This window comes from Streptomyces sp. NPDC002896 (assembly GCF_040295225.1).
Taxonomy (GTDB): Bacteria; Actinomycetota; Actinomycetes; order Streptomycetales; family Streptomycetaceae; genus Streptomyces.
Genome location: NZ_JBEOVA010000001.1, coordinates 209,117 through 230,151, shown reverse-complemented (window position 1 = coordinate 230,151; position 21,035 = coordinate 209,117). Strand labels below are relative to the sequence as shown.

At 69.6% G+C, this 21,035-nt stretch carries 20 protein-coding genes; 7 read left to right on the top strand and 13 right to left on the bottom strand.

The window, feature by feature from the left end:
* Positions 1-359: 359 nt before the first annotated feature.
* The 4 genes from ABT009_RS00940 to ABT009_RS00925 all read right to left on the bottom strand — a co-directional run bounded on the left by ABT009_RS00940 (position 360) and on the right by ABT009_RS00925 (position 3,594).
* Complete coding sequence (locus ABT009_RS00940; protein ID WP_351287968.1) at positions 360-1,028, bottom strand: class F sortase; 669 nt, start codon at positions 1,026-1,028, stop codon at positions 360-362.
* Between the two features lie 12 nt (positions 1,029-1,040).
* Complete coding sequence (locus ABT009_RS00935; RefSeq protein ID WP_351287965.1) at positions 1,041-1,637, bottom strand: hypothetical protein; 597 nt, start codon at positions 1,635-1,637, stop codon at positions 1,041-1,043.
* A 127-nt stretch (positions 1,638-1,764) separates the two neighbouring features.
* On the bottom strand, positions 1,765-2,544 hold the full coding sequence (locus tag ABT009_RS00930) for an HAD-IIA family hydrolase (RefSeq protein WP_351287962.1): 780 nt from the start codon (positions 2,542-2,544) through the stop codon (positions 1,765-1,767).
* Positions 2,545-2,712: 168 nt separating this feature from the next.
* On the bottom strand, positions 2,713-3,594 hold the full coding sequence (locus tag ABT009_RS00925; RefSeq protein WP_351287960.1) for a hypothetical protein: 882 nt from the start codon (positions 3,592-3,594) through the stop codon (positions 2,713-2,715).
* A 262-nt stretch (positions 3,595-3,856) separates the two neighbouring features.
* Between ABT009_RS00925 and ABT009_RS00920 the strand changes: the two genes are divergently transcribed.
* Entirely contained in the window at positions 3,857-4,936 is a 1,080-nt protein-coding gene (locus tag ABT009_RS00920) for a Gfo/Idh/MocA family protein (protein WP_351287957.1), read from the top strand.
* Positions 4,933-5,409, top strand: coding sequence for a heme-degrading domain-containing protein (locus ABT009_RS00915; RefSeq protein ID WP_351287954.1), 477 nt, complete (start codon positions 4,933-4,935; stop codon positions 5,407-5,409). Before ABT009_RS00920 ends, ABT009_RS00915 begins: the two co-directional genes overlap by 4 nt.
* A 192-nt stretch (positions 5,410-5,601) precedes the next feature.
* Here the strand turns inward: ABT009_RS00915 and ABT009_RS00910 are convergent, their stop codons facing one another.
* The 4 genes from ABT009_RS00910 to ABT009_RS00895 form a co-directional block, all read right to left on the bottom strand.
* Entirely contained in the window at positions 5,602-6,459 is an 858-nt protein-coding gene (locus tag ABT009_RS00910) for a fumarylacetoacetate hydrolase family protein (protein WP_351287952.1), read from the bottom strand.
* A gap of 148 nt (positions 6,460-6,607) precedes the next feature.
* Complete coding sequence (locus ABT009_RS00905) at positions 6,608-7,465, bottom strand: YidC/Oxa1 family membrane protein insertase (RefSeq protein ID WP_351287949.1); 858 nt, start codon at positions 7,463-7,465, stop codon at positions 6,608-6,610.
* Positions 7,466-7,628: 163 nt separating this feature from the next.
* Entirely contained in the window at positions 7,629-7,937 is a 309-nt protein-coding gene (locus tag ABT009_RS00900) for a DUF6412 domain-containing protein (protein ID WP_351287947.1), read from the bottom strand.
* 123 nt (positions 7,938-8,060) lie between these two features.
* Positions 8,061-8,591: a winged helix-turn-helix transcriptional regulator gene (locus tag ABT009_RS00895; RefSeq protein WP_351287944.1), complete on the bottom strand. Its 531-nt coding sequence runs from the start codon at positions 8,589-8,591 to the stop codon at positions 8,061-8,063.
* Positions 8,592-8,720: 129 nt separating this feature from the next.
* Between ABT009_RS00895 and ABT009_RS00890 the strand changes: the two genes are divergently transcribed.
* Complete coding sequence (locus tag ABT009_RS00890) at positions 8,721-10,181, top strand: MFS transporter (RefSeq protein ID WP_351287941.1); 1,461 nt, start codon at positions 8,721-8,723, stop codon at positions 10,179-10,181.
* Between the two features lie 6 nt (positions 10,182-10,187).
* On the opposite strand, the gene ABT009_RS00885 is transcribed toward ABT009_RS00890, so the two are convergent.
* The 3 genes from ABT009_RS00885 to ABT009_RS00875 all read right to left on the bottom strand — a co-directional run bounded on the left by ABT009_RS00885 (position 10,188) and on the right by ABT009_RS00875 (position 12,925).
* A complete protein-coding gene (locus ABT009_RS00885) occupies positions 10,188-11,708 on the bottom strand; it encodes a sodium:solute symporter family protein (RefSeq protein WP_351288583.1) in 1,521 nt (506 codons plus the stop codon).
* Positions 11,709-11,746: 38 nt separating this feature from the next.
* The gene (locus tag ABT009_RS00880; protein WP_351287938.1) at positions 11,747-12,040 is read right to left on the bottom strand and encodes a DUF3311 domain-containing protein; all 294 of its coding nucleotides are present in this window, start codon (positions 12,038-12,040) and stop codon (positions 11,747-11,749) included.
* A 72-nt stretch (positions 12,041-12,112) separates the two neighbouring features.
* Positions 12,113-12,925 carry a class E sortase gene (locus ABT009_RS00875; RefSeq protein ID WP_502989799.1) on the bottom strand — a complete coding sequence of 271 codons (813 nt, stop codon included), beginning with the start codon at positions 12,923-12,925 and terminating at the stop codon, positions 12,113-12,115.
* 242 nt (positions 12,926-13,167) lie between these two features.
* Here ABT009_RS00875 and ABT009_RS00870 point away from each other — a divergent pair, with 242 nt between their 5' ends.
* Both ABT009_RS00870 and ABT009_RS00865 read left to right on the top strand, forming a co-directional pair.
* Positions 13,168-14,214, top strand: coding sequence for an SEC-C metal-binding domain-containing protein (locus tag ABT009_RS00870; protein ID WP_351287935.1), 1,047 nt, complete (start codon positions 13,168-13,170; stop codon positions 14,212-14,214).
* Positions 14,215-14,402: 188 nt separating this feature from the next.
* The gene (locus ABT009_RS00865; RefSeq protein WP_351287932.1) at positions 14,403-17,567 is read left to right on the top strand and encodes a DEAD/DEAH box helicase; all 3,165 of its coding nucleotides are present in this window, start codon (positions 14,403-14,405) and stop codon (positions 17,565-17,567) included.
* On the opposite strand, the gene ABT009_RS00860 is transcribed toward ABT009_RS00865, so the two are convergent.
* A complete protein-coding gene (locus ABT009_RS00860; RefSeq protein WP_351288579.1) occupies positions 17,564-18,208 on the bottom strand; it encodes an ATP-binding protein in 645 nt (214 codons plus the stop codon). The genes ABT009_RS00865 and ABT009_RS00860 overlap by 4 nt on opposite strands.
* Before the next feature lie 219 nt (positions 18,209-18,427).
* On the opposite strand from ABT009_RS00860, the gene ABT009_RS00855 reads away from it, so the two are divergent.
* Together ABT009_RS00855 and ABT009_RS00850 are read left to right on the top strand one after the other, a co-directional pair.
* Positions 18,428-19,276, top strand: a complete 849-nt coding sequence (locus tag ABT009_RS00855) for a helix-turn-helix domain-containing protein (RefSeq protein WP_351287929.1) — start codon at positions 18,428-18,430, stop codon at positions 19,274-19,276.
* Entirely contained in the window at positions 19,273-19,512 is a 240-nt protein-coding gene (locus ABT009_RS00850; protein ID WP_351287926.1) for a DUF397 domain-containing protein, read from the top strand. The genes ABT009_RS00855 and ABT009_RS00850 overlap by 4 nt, the downstream gene beginning before the upstream one ends.
* Here ABT009_RS00850 and ABT009_RS00845 read toward each other — a convergent pair.
* On the bottom strand, positions 19,473-20,927 hold the full coding sequence (locus ABT009_RS00845) for an FG-GAP-like repeat-containing protein (protein WP_351287923.1): 1,455 nt from the start codon (positions 20,925-20,927) through the stop codon (positions 19,473-19,475). The two genes, ABT009_RS00850 and ABT009_RS00845, sit on opposite strands and share 40 nt — an antisense overlap.
* Positions 20,928-21,035 lie beyond the last annotated feature (108 nt).

Here is a 21,035-nt window from a genome sequence, read left to right as displayed (position 1 = left end):
ACGAGATCGCTCCGGCATCGTCGGAGAGCTGTTACGGGGCCACGGCGCACTGGTACCAGGCCCTCGTGCACGGGTACCGGGGCCTCGACCGCAGCGGACTCCGGTGTACGGAGAGCAACCCCTGAGCGACTTGGCGTCAAATCGTCTCTGACCCTGCCCGCCATCCGTTCTAGAGTCGGCTCAGGTCCGGACCGGCCGTGATCATCGGTGTCTGGGGCCGGACGTCGAACCTCCCACGCCGGCGCCGGGTTTCTCCCGCGACCCGTGCGAAGCGTGGTCGAGGACCAGCCCGGTCGGCGGCTCCCGGGGGGAGCGGGCCGTCGGCCGGGCCGGGTGGCGGTACCGGGATGACGCTGCTGTCAGGGCCCACGGCCCGTCAGGTACGCGGACACCACCACGTTCGCCGAATAGGTGCGCCGAGCCTTGTCGAACGTACCCCCACACGTGATGAGCCGCAGCTCCGCCCGCCCGGCCTCACGCACCCCGTACGCCTGCTGCGCATCGAACCGCTCACGCGTGAGGACCTGCACATCGTCCACGGTGAACTCGGCCACCGTCCCGTCGTCCCGGCTGACCCGGATCTTGGCGCCCGGCCGCAGCGCACTGAGGTCGAAGAACACCGCGGGCCGCGACTCGGTGTCGACATGGCCGACGAACACGGCGGCTCCGGCCGCTCCGGGCTGTGTGCCGTTCGCGTACCAGGCCACGGCCCCGGCCTGTTCGTAGGACGGTGCCTCGACCGCCCCGTCCGGGCCTAGCCCGCGGTCCACCACGGGTGCCTGCACGCGGATCGACGGCACATCGATCCGCAGGGGCTTCGCGGCCGGCAACGGCTTGAGGGCCTGAGGGAGTTCGACACCGAGCGGCCGCCCGACCGCCGCCGCGTCGCCCGTGGTCGGCGCCGACAGGCCGCTGGGCACGTCGGTGATCCCACGGCCCCACAGCCACAGTCCGAGCAGCAGCACCACCCAGGCGACCCCGGTGAGCAGGCGGCCGGTGCCGGAGGAAGAACGCTCTTCGCCCGACATGGCGTCCGCGCCCTACTCCGAGCGGCGGCGCCGGACGCTTCGATACGCCACGGCCACCGCCGCAACGGCCGCGAGCACCAGGCCGACCACTGCCTGAACCTTGCCGGGTCCGGCGTCCTCCTCGACGTCGGTGTGGGAGGCCGCGAGCTGCGCCGCGGCACCGCCGCCGCCGGCGTGGACGGGCGCGGTCGGCGACGCCGGGGCGCTGGGGGCGGTCGTCGCCGCGGAGCGGTCCGCCACCGTGATCGAACCCTTGGCCTTGTCGTCGCGCCCGTCGCAGGCGATCTTGATCTCGTACGTTCCGGCGGTCACCGTCGACCTGATCGTGGTCTCGCCGTAGAGCAGGGTGCCGTCGCCGCTCGCGGCGCCTTCCCGCACGGTCAGCTCGGCGTCGGCGACGAACACGGCCGACCGGGCAACAGCTGTCCTGCCCGTGCATCCCCGGGCCTGCAGCTCGATGCCACTGCCGGGCGCCGGGCCCGACGGGCTTACGGAGACACCGGCGGCCGTGTCGTCTGCGTGTGCCGGAAGTGCCGTCCCGGCGACTATCGGCGTCGCGGCGGTGGCGACCACCGCCCCGGCACAGAGAGTGAGTCGCAGTGAGCCCATGGTGAACCTCCTGTAACAGGAAGGGTCCTCCCTGCGCGCCCGCCGCGCATCCGCAGCGGGCACACGACTGCGCCGAACGAGGGGTTACGTCAGGACCTACAGGGGTTACCTCAAGACCTGACAGGGCTCAGATGCGGTCGACGAGATCCGCGATCGAGTCCACGACCGAGGACGGCCGGAACGGGTACCTCTCGATCTGTTCGGGAGTCGTCAGACCGGTCAGGACGAGGATGGTCTCCATCCCGGCCTCCAGACCGGCGAGCACATCGGTGTCCATGCGGTCGCCGATCATCGCGCTGCTCTCCGAGTGCGCCCCGATCGCGTTGAGTCCGGTCCGCATCATCAGCGGGTTCGGCTTGCCCGCGAAGTACGGATCCTTGCCGGTCGCCTTCGTGATCAGCGCGGCGACGGCGCCGGTGGCAGGCAGCGGCCCCTCGGCCGACGGGCCGGTCTCGTCGGGGTTGGTGCAGATAAAGCGGGAGCCCGCGTTGATCAGCCGGACCGCCTTCGTCATGGCCTCGAAGGAGTACGTCCGGGTCTCGCCCAGCACCACGTAGTCCGGCTCGTGGTCCGTCAGGACGTATCCGATGTCGTGCAGCGCCGTCGTCAGACCGGCCTCCCCGATGACGTACGCGGTACCGCCCGGCCGCTGGTCGTCCAGGAACTTGGCGGTGGCCAGCGCGGACGTCCAGATGTTCTCGACCGGCACGTCCAGGCCCATACGGGCCAGGCGGGCGTGCAGGTCACGCGGGGTGTAGATCGAGTTGTTGGTGAGGACGAGGAAGGGTCTGCCGGATTCCCGGAGCTTCTTTATGAACGCGTCGGCGCCGGGAATCGGCACACCCTCGTGTATGAGGACACCGTCCATGTCGGTGAGCCACGATTCGATGGGCTTGCGCTCTGCCATGCCGTCTCCTGCCGTACGCGGTGCTGCGATGTGCCAACGGGTGCTGACTATGCCTGCTCTGTCCGAACTCGCCCAGAGTAGCCAGCGGCCGAGACGACCGGTTCAGCGCCTGGGCGGCCGGGCATGGGGGCCGGTTCAGCACCTGCGCGGCCGGGCACGGGGGCCGGTTCAGCGCCTGCGCGGCCGGGCACGGCGGACGGCGAGCACGAGTGCGGCGCCGCCGAGGAGGAGGCCGCCCGCGGTGGCGCCGAGGGCGATGAGGGCGCGTCGGCGCCGTCCCGTTCCGGCCAGCTCGTCGTCGGCCTCCGCCTCCTTGCCCTTCGGCTCGCGGGCGGACGGCGAGCTGTCCGGGGTGGCCGTGCTGGGGCTGGGATCAGGCTCGGTGCTGGGATCAGGCTCGGTGCTGGGGCTCGGGCTGGGCGTGGCGGGGGCCGGATCGATGGTGAACGCGTAGTCGTTGGACTCGCCCACCCAGTCGCCGTCGTCGGCCCGGCGCTGGACGACCGCGGCATTGGCGACGACACCGCCGGGCTGGGCGTCGGCGGTGAAGGACAGCCGGACCTTGACGGTGACGGTCGCGCCGGGGGCGACGGTGAATCCGCCGAAGTCGTCGCCGAAGACGCCGACGTTCTCGTCCTCGTCGGTACGTTCGAAAGCGACGGCGCGCAGCCGCGTACTGTCCTCGAACTCCAGCCGCACCTGCCCGGGCTGCAGCGACCGCCGATCGTCGACGAGTACGACGACGGGGTGGATGTTGCCGCAGGATTCGCCGGTGGTGTTGGTGAGGTCGATCAGCCATTCCTGCCGGCCGCCGCCGACCTGGTAGGTCGCGGGGCCGCCGTGGATCTTGGTGCCGATCGGGAAGTCGCCGCTGTTCTCGGTGGCGCAGGTGGGCTGCAGGGCGGCGGAGCTGTCGTTGGTGGCTGCCGCCGCGGGGGCGGCGGAGGTGAACGTGATGATCGAGATGGCGGGCGTGAACATGACCGCGGTGGCGGCGAGGGCAGCGGTGGCGGCACTGCCGCCGGACGCGAGGGACCTGCACAGTCGCATGGAGGGCCTTTGCTGATCGCGGGACGAGCAACGGCTGGAGTCCTGCCATTCGACCGCGGGCCGTGCACCGACACCGGCCACCAGGGCCGATCGGCCGCCAAAATCCGCTCGATCAGCCGGAAATCAGACGAATACGATATGCCCGGGCAACCAGCCGGATGTTCGGGCAACCGGCCGGCCTGAGGCCCGGCACGGCCGCCGTCGGGGTGCCGGTCACGGCCCGGACAACGCCACGGCGGCACTCTTTGATTTAGTGGAACGCATGAATGGCACCACCTCCCCCCTGCGCGTCGGCCTCATCGGCTACGGCCTCGCGGGTTCCGTGTTCCACGCCCCGCTGATCGCGGCCACCGACGGCCTCGTCCTCGACGCGGTCGTCACCTCCAACCCCGACCGGCAGAAGCAGGCCGCCGCCGCCTTCCCGGAGGTGCGCCTCGCGGCCGCGGCCGACGAGCTGTGGGCCCGCGCCGGCGAGCTCGACCTGATCGTCATCGCGTCGCCGAACAAGACGCACGTCCCGCTCGCGACCGCCGCCCTCGAGGCGGGACTGCCGGTCGTCGTCGACAAGCCGGTGGCCGGTACGGCGGCCGAGGCGCGCGAGCTCGCCGCGCTCGCCGAGGACCGCGGGCTGCTGCTGTCCGTCTTCCAGAACCGCCGCTGGGACAACGACTTCCGTACGGTCCAGAAGCTCCTGACCGATGGCGAGCTGGGCGACGCCTGGCGCTTCGAGTCGCGCTTCGAGCGGTGGCGGCCGCACCCCAAGGGCGGCTGGCGCGAGTCCGGCGACCCCGAAGAGATCGGAGGTCTGCTGTACGACCTGGGCAGCCACGTCGTCGACCAGGCCCTGGTTCTCTTCGGCCCCGCGGTGCAGGTGTACGCCGAGGCGGACGTGCGGCGGCCGGGCGCGGAGACCGACGACGACACGTTCATCGCGGTCACGCACGCGAACGGCGTGCGCTCGCACCTGTACGTGTCCGCGACCGCGGCCCAGCTCGGCCCCCGCTTCCGAGTGCTGGGCTCCTCGGCCGGCTACGTCAAGTACGGGCTCGACCCGCAGGAGGCCGCCCTGCGCGACGGCAAGCGCCCCGCCACGGAGGCCGAGTGGGGCGTCGAACCCCAGTCGCTGTGGGGCCGCATCGGCTCCGGCGAGTCCCCGCTGACCGGCGGCGGCCGCCCCGTACCGACGCTGAACGGCGACTACCCGGCGTACTACGCGGCGGTGGCCGCCGCCCTGCGCGGCGAGGGCCCGAACCCGGTCACCGCCCACGAGGCCGCCGCGGCCCTCGATGTCCTGGAGGCGGCGCGCCGCTCGGCCCGCGACGGTGTGGCGGTGACCCTGTGAGCACCGCGAGCAATGGCGCCCCGGACATCGCCGAGCTGGAGGACCAGGAACGCCGCCTGGTGCTGAAGCAGTTCACGTACGACGACGCATGGGCCCTCGGGGCGCTGCTGGTGGAGCTGGCCCGCTCGAGGAACGCGCCGGTCGCGATCGACATCCGCCGCGGCGGCCAGCAGCTCTTCCACGCCGCGCTGCCGGGCTCGACGCCCGACAACGATGCCTGGATCGACCGCAAACGCCGCGTCGTGGAGCGCTACGGCTGCTCCTCCTACCTGGTCGGCTCTCGTTTCCGCGCCAAGGGCACGACGTTCGAGGCATCCTCCCGCCTCGACCCCGACGTGTACGCGGCCCACGGCGGCGCCTTCCCGATCACGATCGAGGGCGCAGGAGTAATCGGCACGGTGGTGGTCTCGGGCCTGCCCCAGATCGAGGACCACGCCTTGGTGGTGGAGGCATTGGAGCGCTTCAAGGGCTGATCCCGCTGCGGGCAGACGCGCCGCTACCGCTGTGGGCAGACGCGCCGCTCCCGCTGTGGGCAATCGTTCCGCAGGCGGAACAGGTGGGCACAGCACCACGACGGCGAGTACCGCCTCAAATGACAGCGGCCCGGCTACCGGGGGCACCCCCAGTGGCCGGGCCCGTCTCAACCGCACACCCCGCCGGAGGCGCTACGCGTCCTTGAACTCCTGCCGCTGCCGCCCCAACCCCTCAATCTCCAGCTCCACCACATCCCCCGCCCGAAGGAACGGCTTGGGCTCGGGCATCCCGAGCGCAACCCCCGCCGGCGTACCGGTGTTGATGACGTCTCCCGGGTACAGCACCATGAACTGGCTGACGTACCGGACTACTTCCGCGACCGAGAAGATCTGGTCGGACGTGTTCCCGTCCTGCCGCAGCTCACCGTTGACCCAGAGCCGGAGGCCGAGCGCCTGTGGATCCGCAACCTCGTCGGCCGTCACCAGCCAGGGCCCCAGCGGATTGAACGTCTCGCAGTTCTTGCCCTTGTCCCAGGTGCCGCCGCGCTCCGCCTGGAACTCGCGCTCGGACACGTCGTGCGCCACCGCGTACCCCGCGACGTGCGCCAGGGCCTCCTCCTGCGACTCCAGATAGCGGGCGGTACGCCCGATGACGACCGCCAGTTCGACCTCCCAGTCGGTCTTCACGGAGCCGCGCGGCACCAGCACGGTGTCGTGCGGCCCGACGACCGTGTCGGGAGCCTTGAAGAAGATGACCGGCTCGGCGGGCGGCTCGGCACCGGTCTCGGTCGCGTGGTCGTGGTAGTTCAGCCCGATGCACACGATCTTGCCGATACGGCCGAGGGGCGGCCCGACCCTCAGCCCGGTGGCGTCGAGCGCGGGCAGCTCACCGGACTCGGCCGCGGACCGGACACGACCGAGCGCCGTCTCGTCGGCCAGCAGCTCACCGTCGATGTCCTCGACGATCCCCGACAGGTCGCGCAGGGTCCCGTCGGCATCGAGCAGAGCAGGGCGCTCCGCCCCCGCCGTACCGACACGCAGCAGCTTCATGCTTGTCCATCTCCCTTGGTTGCGGCCAGCCCAGCCGACGGACGGTGCGCCACTGCGGTCCATGCAAGCCATACGGTCATCGCACGCACGCAGCCATCGGAGGACTGGTTGATCCTCCAATCTCGGCGTGCAGTCCGCAATACCCGGCTCACGTACTGGACCGCAGTGACTTCTCGGAAGCGGCGCGTGCTCCGACCGCCTTCGCCGACCCGCCGCCCGCGGCACCGGCGCCCGCGGTCTCGGCGCCCGCAGTCCCCGGCATGCCCCGGTAGAGAACGGCCCGCTCGACCGCACTCCAGGTGGTGCTGGTCACGACGTACAGCGCGGCCGCCAGCGGCACCACCGCCACGGTGAACAGCGTCAGGAACGACATCAGCGGCATGACCTTGGTCATCGCGCCCAGGCCGGGAATCTGCTGCGCCGAGCCCGCCTGCTGTCCGTCGCCCCCGGCGGTCGGCAGCGGCATGACCGCCATCTGCTGCCGGTAACGCCGGTAGTTGAACGTGGCCACCGCCGCGACGACCGCGAAGAGCCCGACGTACACCAGACCCTGCGCGCCGAACATCCCGCCGTGCGCGAGCGCGTCCACCCACCGGTCTCCGAGGGGTGCGGCGAGGAGCGAGTGGCCGAGCAGCGCGTTCGGTTCGCCGCCGATCGTCGTGTTGGAGAACAGGTGGTAGAGGAGGAAGAAGGCGGGCACCTGGCACAGGCTGGGCAGGCAGCCGGAGAGCGGCGACACCTTCTCCTCCTTGTGCAGCTCCATGATCGCCTTCTGCAGCTTCTCGGTGTCCTTGCCGTGCTTCTTGCGCAGTTCGGCGATCCGGGGCTGGAGCTCGGCGCGCGCCCGTTGCCCGCGCGCCGCGGCCCGCGACAGGGGGTGGACGAGGAGTCGTACGAACGCTGTGAACAGGACGATCGCGGCGGCGGCCGCGGAGGCGTGGAACAGCGGCTGGAGGAGGTCGGCGAGATGCTCGACGACATCGGCGAAAGCCGAGAAAACGGACATGCGGGAGCCCTCCGAGGGTCTCATCGTGCCGGGAACGGCCGGTAGTACGGCCGGAAGGACGAGAGGTCGGCATGACGACCGCGATACGACGAAGACGCGACCCGAAGCGCCCGCCCGATGGGGCTGTCGAAGCTGCCAGAGCTGTTGGAGCTGTGCGGGTCCGTTACGCGGCCGTCAGAAGGGAACGGCCGGGTGCCCTGGGTCGAGTACGCCCCGATGCGTCGGGGTCCCGCTGCGGCAGGAACGCTGTGCGATGCTCACGGTCGCGGATGGCCGTGCGTACCCGGGTGGGCGGCACGGCGGGCGCGCAGCGCGAGCCGATGAGGGAGCACGCGGCGAAGGCGGAGCCGGCCGCGGCGGTGGCGGCCAGGGCGACGGCGGCCGTGAGGCTGCCGGTGTCGGCCAGCACTGTCTCGACGAGGAGGAAGAGCAGCAGGGCGGTCGGACGCAGGGGCGCCCAGGATCCGATCACGGGCAACCACCTCCTGTCCTGACCGGCGCGTTCCGTTCCGTTCACGCGCGTCGTCTGCAATACCCTGCCTGCCGTTATACAGGATCGGTCCCTGCAGGCCTCGTCGCTGTGAGCAGGATCGGCCTAAGCAGGATCGGTCTCGACCGGCTCGAGCAGCCTCTTCGGCTTGAGCAGCGCGCGGCTGACCGGATCCGCCGGGTCGGGGTCGAGTCCCGGTCCAGGCAGCATTTCGACGTCCTCGACGGGTACGACGGTTCCGCAGGCGCGGCACTCGCCGTACGGCCCGAGTTCCGTGCCGCAGGCGGCGTGCCGGAAGATTCGCAGCTTCTCGGCGTCCGAGAAGTGCTCGCGACCCCAGAGGCCCAGCGACCGCAGGGTCGGCCAGAGGGCGCAGCCGCGCTCGGTGACGACGTACTCGTCGCGTGGCGGCGACTCCTGGTAGCGGCGCTTGTCGAGGATGCCGGCCGCCGTGAGCGCCTGCAGCCGCGTGGCCAGGACGGCGCGCGGGATGCCGAGGTGGACGAGGAAGTCGTTGTACCGCCGCACCCCGTACAGCGCGTCGCGGACGACGAGCAGCGTCCAGCGCTCCCCGACGACCTCGAGCGCGCGGGCGATGGAGCATTCCTGCGCGGCGTAGTCCTTACCCAGAGCCATGGCGTCCACTGTAGTCATTTTTCGCTGACTTGGTTCAGTGATTGAACTGTGGCTGTTACGGTGGCGTGACGACCTAGGTTCAATGAATGAACCATCAGGTCGGACTCTCGGGTTTCGAAGGGACAGGACATGCCCCGGATCGCAGCCACCGAAGCCGCGGCCACCGCACCACCGAGGCCAGGCCCGGACACAGGCCCCGGCCCGCGCCCCCGCCCCGCCGCCACCCTCGCCCTCACCAGCGCCGCCACCGCGGTGGCCCTGATGATCTACACGGCACCGATGGTCACGCTGCCCCTCACGGCCGCGTCCCTCGGCACCCCGCTCTCAGCCCAGGCATGGCTGCTGAACGGCACCCCGCTGGGCCTCGCCGCGCTCCTGCTGGTGGCTGGCAGCCTCGCCGACGACTACGGCCGCCGCCGGATCTTCCTCGCCGGCACCACGGCACTCGGCATCACCACCGCGCTCGGCGCGCTCGCGACCTCGACCTGGTTGTTCACCCTCGCCCGGGTGGCCCAGGGCGCGGCGAGCGCGGCGATCCTCGCCAGCAGCCTCGGCCTGATCGTGCACGCCTTCCCCACCGCGCGGGGCCGGGTCAGGGCGACCGGCGTCTGGGGCGCGTTCGTCAGCGGCGGCATCGCGGTGGGCCCGCTGCTCGCGGGCGGCCTGGCGGAGCTGGACTGGCGGCTGACGTACGCCGTACTCGGCGCGGCGGCCCTCGTACTGGCGGCCTTCGGCGGCCGGTCGTTGACGGAGTCCAAAGCCCCGCGCGGCGGCCGCCCCGACCTGGCCGGGGCACTCGCGTTCGGCCTGGCGCTGGTCGCCGTGCTGGCCGCGCTGACGCTGGGCCGGGAGGGCTGGCTGCGCCCGTCCATCGGCGTGCTCATGGCCGCCGCCGCGGTCCTGACCAGCCTGTTCGTACTCGTCGAACGGCGCACCGCGGTGCCGATGATCGACCTCGGACTGCTGCGGCGCCCGGCGTTCCTGGCCTCGCTCGCGGGCGGCCTGTTCACCGGCCTCGCCGTGATCGGCCTGTTCAGCTTCCTCCCCGCGCTGCTCCAGCAGACGCTCGGCATGTCCGCGATGGCCACGGCGTGGCTGTTCCTGCTCTGGTCGGGTGTGTCCTTCCTGGTTGCACTCCAGGCCCGGCGGCTCGCGGGCCGCGTGACCCCGCGCCATCAGCTCGCCCTCGGTTTCGTCCTGCACAGCGTCGGCGTACTGGCGATGCTGGGCGCCGTCCCGGCGGGTTCCTGGCCGCGGCTGCTGCCCGGTCTCGTCGTCGCCGGCGCGGGCAGCGGCCTGCTGAACGCCGCGCTGCCGCTGCTGTCCGTCGAGTCGGTGCCCGCCGAGCGTGCCGCGATGGGCTCGGGCGCCAACCAGACGGCCCGCTACATCGGCTCGTCGGCGGGCGTCGCGCTGACGATCGCCGTGGCCACCTCGGCGGGACCCGCTGCGTCGTCGGGTTCGCCGGCCGCGCTCGTCAACGGCTCGAACACGATCCTCGTCCTCTCGGCCGCGCTCGGGCTGCTGGCGGCGCTCATCGTGCCGGCGCTGCGGGAACGGCCCCCGCGAGGGACGGGGCGTCGTCGCTGACAGCGCTCACGGGGCCGGTGCTGCGGGAGCGGCCCCCGCGACCGCCGGGGCGTCCTCGCTGACGATGCCGCCGTCCGCGTCGCGCACCGCCAGCACGTCGGAGTCCGGCCGCCCGTCACGCTCGCCCGGACCGGCGTACGACACCACGAGCGCCACGACGAGATTCACGGCGAGCGCGACGATCCCGGCGTTGACCCCGAACACCGGATCATGGCCGGAGAAGACCAGCCAGCAGACGAGCCCTCCGCCGGCGACCAGCCCGCTCAGCGCACCCATCAGCGTGAGCCGCCGCCACACCAGTCCGAGCAGCAGCATCGGCACGAGCTGCGCCATCCCCTCGTAGGAGATGAGCGACAGCCGTACGAGGGTGTTGGGCGCCGCGTACGTCATGATCAGCGCGAGCGTGCCCGCGGCCAGGACGACGGTCTGCGAGGCGAGCTTCTGCCGCCCCTGGCTCTGCCAGCGCGGCGACAGCGGGAGCACGCTCCGCCCCCACATGGTGCCGATGACCAGCATGAACACGGCCATCGGCACGATGGATGACAGCGCGGCCGCGACCCCGATCACGCCGACCGCCCACGCGGGCAGCGAGTCCACGACGAGCTTGAAGAGTGCCAGGTTGGAGTCGGCGCCGGCCAGTCCCGGGACCACGAACAGCGCGGCCATGCCGAGCAGCATCGGCACGAACAACAGCACGTTGTAGGCGGGCAGCCAGATGGCGTTGCGGCGCAGGGCGTCCGCGTCCCGCGCGCCCAGATAACCGGCGACGGTGGTGGGGAAGATGACGACGGTCAGCGCGTTGAGCAGCGAGGTCGAGACGAACCACGCCTGGCCGAGTCCACTGCCGCCGCCCGTCGCGCCCCCGCCGTGGCCCGGCAGGGTGAGCCAGGCGCTTTTCTCCGCGACCAGCCGGTCGAGGAACGGCCCGTACCCGTCGAAGTAGTGCAGGGGTACGTAGACGGCGAGGAAGCCGAGCGTCCCGATGACCAGGACGTCCTTGAGGACGGAGACCCAGGCGCTGCCGCGCAGCCCGCTGACGACCACGAAGGCGGTGGTGACCGCGAAGGCGATGAAATAGGCCCAGTTCAGGCTGATGGCACCGTACGAGATCGTCGAGACGACGACGCCCATGCCGGTGATCTGCAGCTGGATGTACGGCAACAGGCAGACGGTCGCCAGCACGGCGACGACGGCACCCAGCCAGGGCCGCCCGTAGCGGTGCGCGATCATGTCCGTGATGCCGACGAGCCCGTGCCGGCGTGCGTACCCCCAGAGCATCGGCCCCACCAGGTAGCCGACCGCGTACCCGCAGGACATGTACGCGACGACGTAGAGCACCGGGGCGCCGTAGTTGTACCCCCAGCCCGCCGCGCCCAGATAGCTGAAGCTCGTGTAGCTCTCCCCCGCCATCAGCACCCAGATGAACACGGCCCCGAGGCTGCGCCCGCCCACGGACCACTCGGCGAGCCCGCCGCCGGAACCGCGGCCGCGCACGGCCAGGAGACCGAGCACGACGGTGGCGACCATGAAGACGCCGAAGACGGAGGTGGCGATCGTGGCGGCGCTCACGGACGACCTCCGCCGGCCTGCGTACGCTCCTCGGCCTGCGTACGGCCTTGGCATTGCTTCCGCCGACGCTGGTCTCCCCGCCAGGTGAGCCACACGGCGAGCGGCGTGAGGAGTGTCGCGGCGAGCAGCCACACGAAGAGGAACGGCAGCCCGAGGAGAACCGGCTGTACGCGGTTCACGAAGGGGAGCGCCCCGAGATAGAGGACGAAGGGGGTCAGCAGCCACAGCAGGTGGTACCGGGGGACAACGGCGGGACGGTCGGCCGACCGTTCAGGTGGTGGTGCGCTCACGGAAGGCGAGCCTATCGACCGACCGGTACGGGCCGGTCACCAGCATGCGCCGCTCGCCATCCGCCGCCCGGCTCAGCGCGGCCGCATGGACTGCAACTTGCCCCACACCACGAGGCGGTACTTGGAGGTGTACTCGGGGGTGCAGGTGGTGAGCGTGACGTAGTAGCCGGGCTCGCGGTACCCGTATCCGCTCCTGACCTGGCTGCGCGGCACGCTCGCGATCACGCCCCCGTCGCGGGCCGAGGTCTGCGGCAGGGTCTTGTCGACGACGTATGTGTAGACGGCCGTCTTTGTCTCGACGCGCAGTTCGTCGCCGCGCCGGAGGCGGTTGATGTAGCGGAACGGTTCGCCGTGGGTGTTGCGGTGCCCGGCGAGGGCGAAGTTCCCGGCACGGCCGGGCTGGGCGGTGCCGGGGTAGTGCCCCGCGTACCCCTTGTTGAGGACGCCCGTCTTGCTGATCCCTTCGGCCACGGGGACGCGGAGGCCGAGTCGGGGGATGGCGAGGACGGCGTAGGCCTGATCCCAGCGGGGGGCGGTGGCGCGCCGGGTTCGGGTACTGGTACCAGGGGACGAGCCCGCGGCGGAGGACGAACCGTCGTGGTTCGCGCCCTGCTCCCCACCGTCACTGTCGGCGGAGTCCGCGCCGCTGTCCTCACCGCCCGGCGTACCATCGCTCCCCCACTCCCGCTCAAGCGCCTGCACGGTCCGATCGGCGGCCTGCTGCGCCTGCCGGTTGGTCCACCACAGCTGATGGACGACGAGGAGGAGCAGGACGAGTCCGACGGTGACGGCGACCTCGGCGCCGGTCCACAGCACCCGGGCGGCCGCCCCACGCCGACGGAGCTGCCCCTGCACGACCACCGGAACCCGCGCCCGCGACCACACCCGCACGGCCTCTCCCTCCGCCGGCCCGCACCGGCCCGCACAATAGGTGCTGGGCCTTCAAGTGACCAGGGCCACGAAGGGAAGCGTTGGGACAGCGCAAAGACCACGCACGGGACAGCCCAAAGACCACACATGGCACACCCCGAGACCACGCGCGGCACAGCCTAAAGATCACGCACCGCCGCCCACACTGACGCACACATGCCTCTTCACCGCCACCTGTCCGCAGTACGGTGTCCCCCATGCGCCCCGACACGCCTGCCGACCATGTCGACCACATCGCCGAAGCCGAGCGCATGGTGCGCACGGCCGGGCTCTACCCCGAGGACGCGGAGCACCTGCTCCTGCAGGCCGCGGCCCACCTCGAACTGGCCGAGGACCGAGAACGCGCGACGACGCTCTACGACCGCCTGCTCTCGCCGTCCTCCCCCGCGGCCCTGGAGAACCCCCAGCTGGTGAAGGCCCTGAAGGCCGCCAACCTCTGGGAGTACGGCCATGAGGCGGAGGCCCGCGCGATCATCGACGGCCTACGGGCGGCGGCACCGAAGGACGCCGCGCCGTGGGTGATCGTCGCCGAGGCGCTCGAGGCCCACGACGAGCTCGAGGCGTCCCAGGAAACGTTCACTCAGGCGGTCACCCTCCTGCTGGCCGGCGACCCGGAGCCGCCGCAGACGGTGCACCCGGTCCTCTTCGGCCGCCACCGCGTCCGCCGTATGCTCGGCGCCCCGCACGACGAGTGGGACACACTGGCCGACGAACTGCACGCTGCGCACACGTCTTCCACGGCACCCGCCCGGGTGCCCCTGGACGAACTCCACGACCCCAAGCGCGTATGGTCCCTGGGCTCGGAGGACCCCGCGGAGCTCCGCGCCGAGATTTCCCGCCTCCAAGCGGAACTGGGCTCCTACCGAGAGGCCCTCTCGCGCCCCTTCCCGGTCGCGGTACTCCACTGGCCGGCCCCCGAACTCACCGAACTCCTCACGGCGTACCCGGACCTGGCCTCGGAGTACCCGTCCCACGAGCAACACCTCACCACAGTGGAAACCTCCCTCCGCGAACTCGCCGCCTCCGGCACCCCCAACCTCGGCATCGTCACAGCCACGGTCCCGTCCTACGAGGCCTTCGCCGCCTCGGAGGCCGCGTCCCCGTCGGACGCGTCGCTGCTCCCGCAGTACGCGACGACACTGGCGGCCCGGGGACGGGCGGTGGCTTGGCCGCCTCGGCGGGATGCGGGGTGTTGGTGCGGGTCGGGGCGGGGTTATGGGGAGTGCCACGGGACGGACGGGTAACGGCGAGAGGCGAAGCGACAGCACCACCGCCGTAAGCACTGCGCCAAATCGAGGCGGTGCCGTGGTTTGAGGTACTCGGCGTGGCTCCCTATGACTTCGCTCATCCGAATTTTCTTGAGGCACAAGGGGAATGTCGGTGCTCCCTGATAGAACGGCTGCGTCCATCACGAGTTCAATGGAGCGGGCCTATGCCTCAGATCGCCAGCGACACCGCAACGCCGTCGGCTGGGCTGTACGAGCAGCTCATCACGGTGCGCCTTGAGCAGCGACTGAAGGAGCTGGCCGGCATCGGGTGGCGCCCCTTGAGAGATCGAGTCGGGGAAGAATCGGTTCCGCATGTCTTGGCAGGGCATGTCGCCAGCACGGTACGGCGCGTACTGCAAGGCATTCCTGCCGAGGAGCGGGTATACGCCGCGAACCACATTCTGGATTCCATCAGCACTCTGGATGGGGCCAGAGAATGGGTGGACTTGGTGGCCGACGGACCGCGTCAGCTCCTCGCGCTGACCCGCCAAGAGGCCCCTGGTGTCTACGCTGTCCGGCCGGCGACCCCGCTCTCCGACACCGCTCTCATCACCAACTCCCCGGAGGACCCGAGCCTCGGCTTCGAGTTGCGCGCCGAGCTCGCCACCGCCGACCGCGTGGACCTGCTCTGTGCCTTCGTGAAGTGGCATGGCCTGCGCATCATCGAGCAGTCCCTCAAGGCGGCGCACGAGCGAGGGGTACCGATTCGAGTCATCACGACGACGTACATCGGGGCGACCGAGCGGCGCGCGCTCGACCGGCTCGTGAACGAGTTCAACGCCGAAGTCAAAGTGAACTACGAGACGCGGTCGACTCGACTCCACGCTAAAGCATGGCTGTTCCGGCGCGACAGTGGATACGACACGGCATACGTCGGTAGTTCCAATCTCTCCAAAGCCGCTCTGCTGGACGGCCTGGAATGGAACGTGCGGCTGTCGTCCGTGGCCACGCCCGATGTTCTGCGGAAGTTCGAAGCGACCTTCGACGCCTACTGGAACGATCCCTCCTTCGAGACGTACGACCCCGATGCTGACGGGGAACGTCTGCAAGAAGCTCTGGCCATCGCGGGCGGTACGTCTTCGGGGTCGGCCGCAGACCGCAGGATCTCGCTGTCTGGGCTGGAGGTACGGCCCTATCCCCATCAGCGCGACATGCTGGAGCGGCTCGAGGTGGAGCGCGATGTCCATGACCGGCACCGGAATCTGCTCGTGGCCGCGACTGGGACGGGTAAGACCGTGATGGCCGCGCTCGATTACAAGCAGCTACGCAAAAAGCATGGTCGCGACCTGCGACTGCTATTCGTTGCGCACCGCAGGGAGATTCTGCAGCAGTCGATGCGGACTTATCAGGACGTGCTGGTGGACGCAAACTTCGGCGAGCCACTGCATAGCGGGGAGATCCCGGAGCGCTGGACGCATGTGTTCGCCAGCGTGCAGTCACTCAACGCACGAGCCCTCGACCGCCTTGACCCGGACCACTTCGACGTGATCGTGATCGACGAGTTCCACCACGGGACGTCACCGACGTATCGGAAGATTCTCGATCACTTCCTTCCCCAAGAACTGCTCGGGCTGACTGCGACACCCGAGCGCATGGACGGTAGGAACATCCAGGACGAATTCTTCGATGGGCGGATCGCCGCTGAGATGCGGCTGTGGGAGGCCTTGGAGAACGATCTGCTCAGCCCCTTCCACTACTTCGGCATCAGTGACAACACCGACCTGAGCGCGGTGGAGTGGAAGCGTGGGGCATATGACGCGACGGCTCTGAGCAATGTGCTGACCGGCAACGATGCGCGGGCCCGGCTGGTAGTGAAGGCCGTGGAAGAGAAGATCGCCGAACCGGGCACGATGCGAGCACTGGGCTTTTGTGTTTCGGTCGCGCACGCCCACTTCATGGCCGAGTACTTCCGCGCCGCCGGACTGAACGCCGTGGCCCTGTCCGGGGAAACCCCGGCCGAACAGCGCAAGCAGGCCCTGATCGATCTCAACAACGGCGGGCTGCAAGTGATCTTCTCTGTGGACCTCTTCAATGAGGGACTCGATATCCCAGACGTGGACACACTGCTCCTGCTGCGCCCGACATCCAGCGCGACAGTATTTCTGCAACAGCTCGGCCGAGGCCTGCGCCGTAGCGAGAACAAAGCGGTTCTCACGGTACTGGACTTCATCGGGCAACACCGCAAGGAGTTCCGTTTCGAGAACCAGTTCCGAGCTCTGACGAACCTCACACGCAATCGACTACTCGACAACATCAAGCATGATTTTCCGCAGCTTCCCTCGGGCTGCCAGATCATCCTCGAGGAGAAGGCCAAGAGCACGGTAATCGCCAATATCAAGGATCAGATCGGCGTCAACGTCACCGCCCTGGCCCGCGAAGTCGCGGCCTATGCCGAGCCGCAGCTCAGCAGATATCTCCACGAGAGCAGTCGGGAACTGAAAGAGCTCTACCGGGGAAGCGGAAACTCGTGGACCGGACTGCTACGGCGCTCCGGTCTCTTGAAGGGCGAGGCACCGGAAGGCGAAGCCGCGCTACTCAAGCGCGTCCCCGCCTTCCTCCACGTGGACGACCCGCTGCGGGTTGCGGCGTACACCCGCATGTTGGAGGACGACGCTCCCGCATACGGCGAACTGGACGAACAGGGGCAGGCATACGCCCGGATGCTCTTCTTCCAGCTCTGGCCGCTCGGGGGCTCCATCCGTAAAGGCTTCGCGGACTACGACGCCGGGTTTGCGACCTTGCGCAATCAACACGCTGTGCGCAGCGAGCTGCGTCAGGTCCTGGAGTACAACCTCGACCACACAGAGCACGTCCCGATCCCTCTGCTCGGACTCGGAGGCGCGACGGGCCTCCCGCTGACCGTGCACGCTTCCTACAGCCGTGAGGAGATCCTCCCGGCACTCGGCCAGTCGTACATCGGTGGCTTTATGCCAGGCGACTTCCGCGAGGGCGTGAAGTGGTGCGAGTCGATCCGGACCGACGCACTACTCATCACCCTTGACAAAGACGAGAAGGACTTTTCGCCACAGACCCGCTATCACGACTACGCGTTGAGCGAGACGCTTTTCCACTGGGAGTCCCAGAACCAGACCTCGGACACCTCACGCACCGGACTGCGCTACCAGCGTCATGCCGCTGAGGGCAGCCATGTCCTGCTCTTCGTACGCCGCTACAAGAGCACCGATATCGGCGGAGCCCAGCCATGGATGCTGCTCGGCCCAGCCGAGTATGTCGAGCACAAGGGCACCAAGCCAATGGCGATCACATGGAAGCTCAAGCACCAGATTCCGGCCGACGTGTGGACATACTCGGCCATTGCTGCCGGCTAGTTCAATCGGCCACCGCACTCCGCCTCGAAGTGAATCTGCGCCCGATCCAATGCCTCGTCAGGATCACAGCCGTGGGCCCGTAGCCAGTGGAGTAGATCGGCGATGGCGTCGACCGCCGTCGCCTGCGCGACCGCCACGCTCAGAGGACTCGGGTCGAGACTCGCCGGGCGAGGCAGCTTTGCCGCTTCGTAGAGGCTGAGCATCGCCTCAACCCGGGTCACGCGGGCACCGCCGCTGTGGCCGTCGGGCGAGCAGAGCCCGGTCGCCAGCTCGCACCAGACCACCTTCCGGTCGGCGCGGAGTTGGACTCCCCAGCGGTCGCAGACGGCTTCGACGAGTGCCATGCCGCGGCCTGACTCGGAGTCCGTGGGCGCGGCGAGGAGCGTCGGCAGGGCTCGGGTGTCGGGGTCGTGCACCTCGATCCGTAGGTATGTGCCGCTCATGGAGACGGCGAGAGTGATCGGGGTGCCGACGCCCACGTGCGCGATGACGTTGGAGACGAGTTCGCTTACGCAGAGTTGGGCGGCGTCCACCGTCTCGTGGAGGCCCCAGAGGCCCAGGTGCGTGCGCATGATGCGACGCAGAGCCGACACCGCCTCGGGTTCGGCCACGAAGGCCAGATCCCACGGCTTCCTCGACATGCATGCTTGTTGGATCACGCCCAGCTCCTCTCGACGCCCGCCAGGTCCCCGGCAGGACAGCGCAGCGTTACCTGTCCATGCGGTGCGTAGCGCTTAGCCAGAATGACGGCGACACATCCCGCCATGCAATGTGCACGAAGGGATTCGCACCATTGGGTGATTGGCAAGCACGCCTCTTGGCGCGGAGACTGAACCCCCGCTAGCAAGACGGAGGTTGAGATGGCTGGTTCACCGACGGCACGCCGTCGTCGCCTCTCGATCGAGCTGAAGAAGCTCCGCGAGAAGAACGCCCTCACCTGCGCCCAGGTCGGTGCGGCGCTGGACTGGAGTGGTTCCAAGGTCAACCGCATGGAGACCGGCAGCGGAAGGGTGCAGCCGTCCGACGTCGACGCCCTGTGCCGCTTCTACGAAACCAGCGACGAGCTGCGTGAGTTCCTCAAGTCACTGGCCAGGGAGGCCAAGACGCGCGGCTGGTGGCAGGTCCACGGCTCTGGCGTGCCCGAGTGGTTCAACATCTACATCGGTCTGGAGCAGGACGCCTCCACGTTCCGTCAGTACCAGTGCGAGTTGCTACCCGGCCTCATGCAGACCGCTGCCTATGCCCGGGAGCTCCACACGACCGGTGCCCATATGTCGGTGGAGGACATCGACCGGGCAGTTCACGTTCGCCTCGAGCGCCAGGACATGCTCACCCGACCCGACGCCCCGGACGCCTGGTTCATCGTGAACGAAGGCGCTCTGCGCAATGTCATCGGGGACCTTGCGCTGATGCGCGAACAACTCGAGCGGGTCCTGGAGTCAGCCCAGTTGTCGAGCGTCACCTTGCAGGTCCTGTCCTTCGACTCCGGCACCTACCCGGCCACGGGCTCGTTCACCATGCTCGGCTTCCCTGATCCGGAAGACCCGGACATCGTGTACCGGGACGGCATTACCGACGCCACATATCTGGAAGGCGAACACCACGTTCGCGAGTACACCAGGGCCTTCGACGGCCTGCGGGCCGCCGCTCTCAGCCCCCAGCGTTCCAACCAGTTGATCAAGTCCGTTCTGAAGGAATACACACGATGACCAGTGCAGAGTCGACTTTCGGGGACAGCCTGTTGTGGTTCAGGTCTTCGTACAGCAACGGCGCGGGCGGCGAGTGCGTCGAGTGTGCGCACACCGTCGACGGCGCACTCATACGCGATTCCAAGCAGGCGGCCGGCCCTGTCGTCGCCTTCCGGGCCGGCGCCTGGCGGACCTTCATTGAGGGCCTCGGCCGAGGTCAGCTTCCGAGTACCGAGCCGAAGGACTTGTTGCGGTAGGTCAGACCGAACGCCTTCTCGCTGAACGACACGGCGCCGGACGTCGTGAGCCCCGAGGCGCTGCCGCGCAGCACCCAGTCGGCACCGTCGGCGTAGTGGACGTCGTCGTCGAAGACGTCCTCGCCGACGGCGGCGGCGGTGAGATCCGCGCGGCCATCGCCGTTCAGGTCCTGAAGCCGAACATCGAATCCGAGCCGGTCCATGCGCTCGGCGATGCCGGGTACACCCGTGGTGTTCTGCGTGAAGGACTGGGCACCGCTGCCGGTCAGGCCGGAGGCCGAACCCTTGAGCAGCCAGACCGCCCCGGCGTACTCGACGGTGCCGACACCCTCGCCCTGCGCGCCCACCGCTGCGTCCGGATAGCCGTCGCCGTTGACGTCGCCGATCGAAACGCCGGCGCCGAACGCGTCGCCCGACTCGTTCACGCCCGGGACGCCCGGGGTGTCCTGGTCGATCAGGGCGCTGCGCGAGCTGCCCGGGATGCCACCGGAGCCGCCATAGTGAACGGCGATGGTGCCCGCTCCGGAGGCCCCCTTCCCGTAGGTGACCAGGTCGTCGTACCCGTCCTTGTCGAGGTCGCCCGCCGCCCGCACGTGCGCGGCGTCGAGCGGCACGGTCCCGAGGTTCTCGGTGAACGTCATGCCGTCGGAGCCGCCCGCGTAGTAGCCGAGCCACACGCCCGCGGCGTCGTCGTCCTCGAGATCACTGTCCCCGGACACCACCAGATCGTCGGCGCCGTTGCCGTCGAAGTCACCCGCCACGATCGATCCGGTACCCCGGTACAACTGGGAGGGGCCGGTGGACAACTCGGTCCGGGCGGGAGTCGTGGACCGCGTGAATCCGTCGTCGAACACCGAGACTCCGGCGTAGCCGGTAACGGCGAGCTGGTCGCGGCCGTCGCCGTCGAAGTCGCCGACCGCGAGGTTGGAGCCGTACAGGTAGGCGGAACGCGAGTCCGACGCTCCGTACACGGTCAGCCCACCGTTCACCAGTCCTCGGGAGCCGCCCCAAAGGATCTGGACGATGCCTATGTCGGAAGCGGTCGAGTCTTCTCCCGGCACGCCGACGGCCAGGTCGGTGTAGCCGTCGCCGTCGAGGTCGCCCGTGGCGTAGGACGCGCCGAACTTGTCGTACGCCTCCGCCGCGCCGGGCACTCCTGCAGTGTTCTGACTGATCAAGGCGGAACGATTCGGCGAAACCCCGGACGCCGAGCCGTACAGGACGGTCAGCTGCCCCGCCTGGGACCCTCCGTTCACCTTGGCCTTGGGGGTGGCGACCACCAGGTCCGTGTAGCCGTCGCCGTTGAAGTCGTCGGCGGTGGCGCCGGCGGCGGAGGCCGGAGCGGCGAGGGGCAGGGCCAGGCCGCCGGCCGTCATCGCAGCCACAGCGGTGGCTGCCAGAAGTCTTCTTCGCAAGTCGTCCCTCTTCACCTCATGTTGGGATTGTGGTCACACAAGTGACTCCTGAGGCGGTTGAACGGTTGCACTGCGCCATCGGTCAGCCCGCCGCACAGCCGTACCCCA

What these genes read in the sequence shown, in the direction of transcription:
- ABT009_RS00940 (WP_351287968.1), bottom strand. Translation starts at nt 1,028, where the DNA reads ATGTCGGGCGAAGAGCGTTCTTCCTCCGGCACCGGCCGCCTGCTCACC.
- ABT009_RS00935 (WP_351287965.1), bottom strand. Translation starts at nt 1,637, where the DNA reads ATGGGCTCACTGCGACTCACTCTCTGTGCCGGGGCGGTGGTCGCCACC.
- ABT009_RS00930 (WP_351287962.1), bottom strand. Translation starts at nt 2,544, where the DNA reads ATGGCAGAGCGCAAGCCCATCGAATCGTGGCTCACCGACATGGACGGT.
- ABT009_RS00925 (WP_351287960.1), bottom strand. Translation starts at nt 3,594, where the DNA reads ATGCGACTGTGCAGGTCCCTCGCGTCCGGCGGCAGTGCCGCCACCGCT.
- ABT009_RS00920 (WP_351287957.1), top strand. Translation starts at nt 3,857, where the DNA reads ATGAATGGCACCACCTCCCCCCTGCGCGTCGGCCTCATCGGCTACGGC.
- ABT009_RS00910 (WP_351287952.1), bottom strand. Translation starts at nt 6,459, where the DNA reads ATGAAGCTGCTGCGTGTCGGTACGGCGGGGGCGGAGCGCCCTGCTCTG.
- ABT009_RS00905 (WP_351287949.1), bottom strand. Translation starts at nt 7,465, where the DNA reads ATGTCCGTTTTCTCGGCTTTCGCCGATGTCGTCGAGCATCTCGCCGAC.
- ABT009_RS00895 (WP_351287944.1), bottom strand. Translation starts at nt 8,591, where the DNA reads ATGGCTCTGGGTAAGGACTACGCCGCGCAGGAATGCTCCATCGCCCGC.
- ABT009_RS00890 (WP_351287941.1), top strand. Translation starts at nt 8,721, where the DNA reads ATGCCCCGGATCGCAGCCACCGAAGCCGCGGCCACCGCACCACCGAGG.
- ABT009_RS00885 (WP_351288583.1), bottom strand. Translation starts at nt 11,708, where the DNA reads ATGGTCGCCACCGTCGTGCTCGGTCTCCTGGCCGTGCGCGGCCGCGGT.
- ABT009_RS00870 (WP_351287935.1), top strand. Translation starts at nt 13,168, where the DNA reads ATGCGCCCCGACACGCCTGCCGACCATGTCGACCACATCGCCGAAGCC.
- ABT009_RS00865 (WP_351287932.1), top strand. Translation starts at nt 14,403, where the DNA reads ATGCCTCAGATCGCCAGCGACACCGCAACGCCGTCGGCTGGGCTGTAC.
- ABT009_RS00860 (WP_351288579.1), bottom strand. Translation starts at nt 18,208, where the DNA reads ATGTCGAGGAAGCCGTGGGATCTGGCCTTCGTGGCCGAACCCGAGGCG.
- ABT009_RS00855 (WP_351287929.1), top strand. Translation starts at nt 18,428, where the DNA reads ATGGCTGGTTCACCGACGGCACGCCGTCGTCGCCTCTCGATCGAGCTG.
- ABT009_RS00850 (WP_351287926.1), top strand. Translation starts at nt 19,273, where the DNA reads ATGACCAGTGCAGAGTCGACTTTCGGGGACAGCCTGTTGTGGTTCAGG.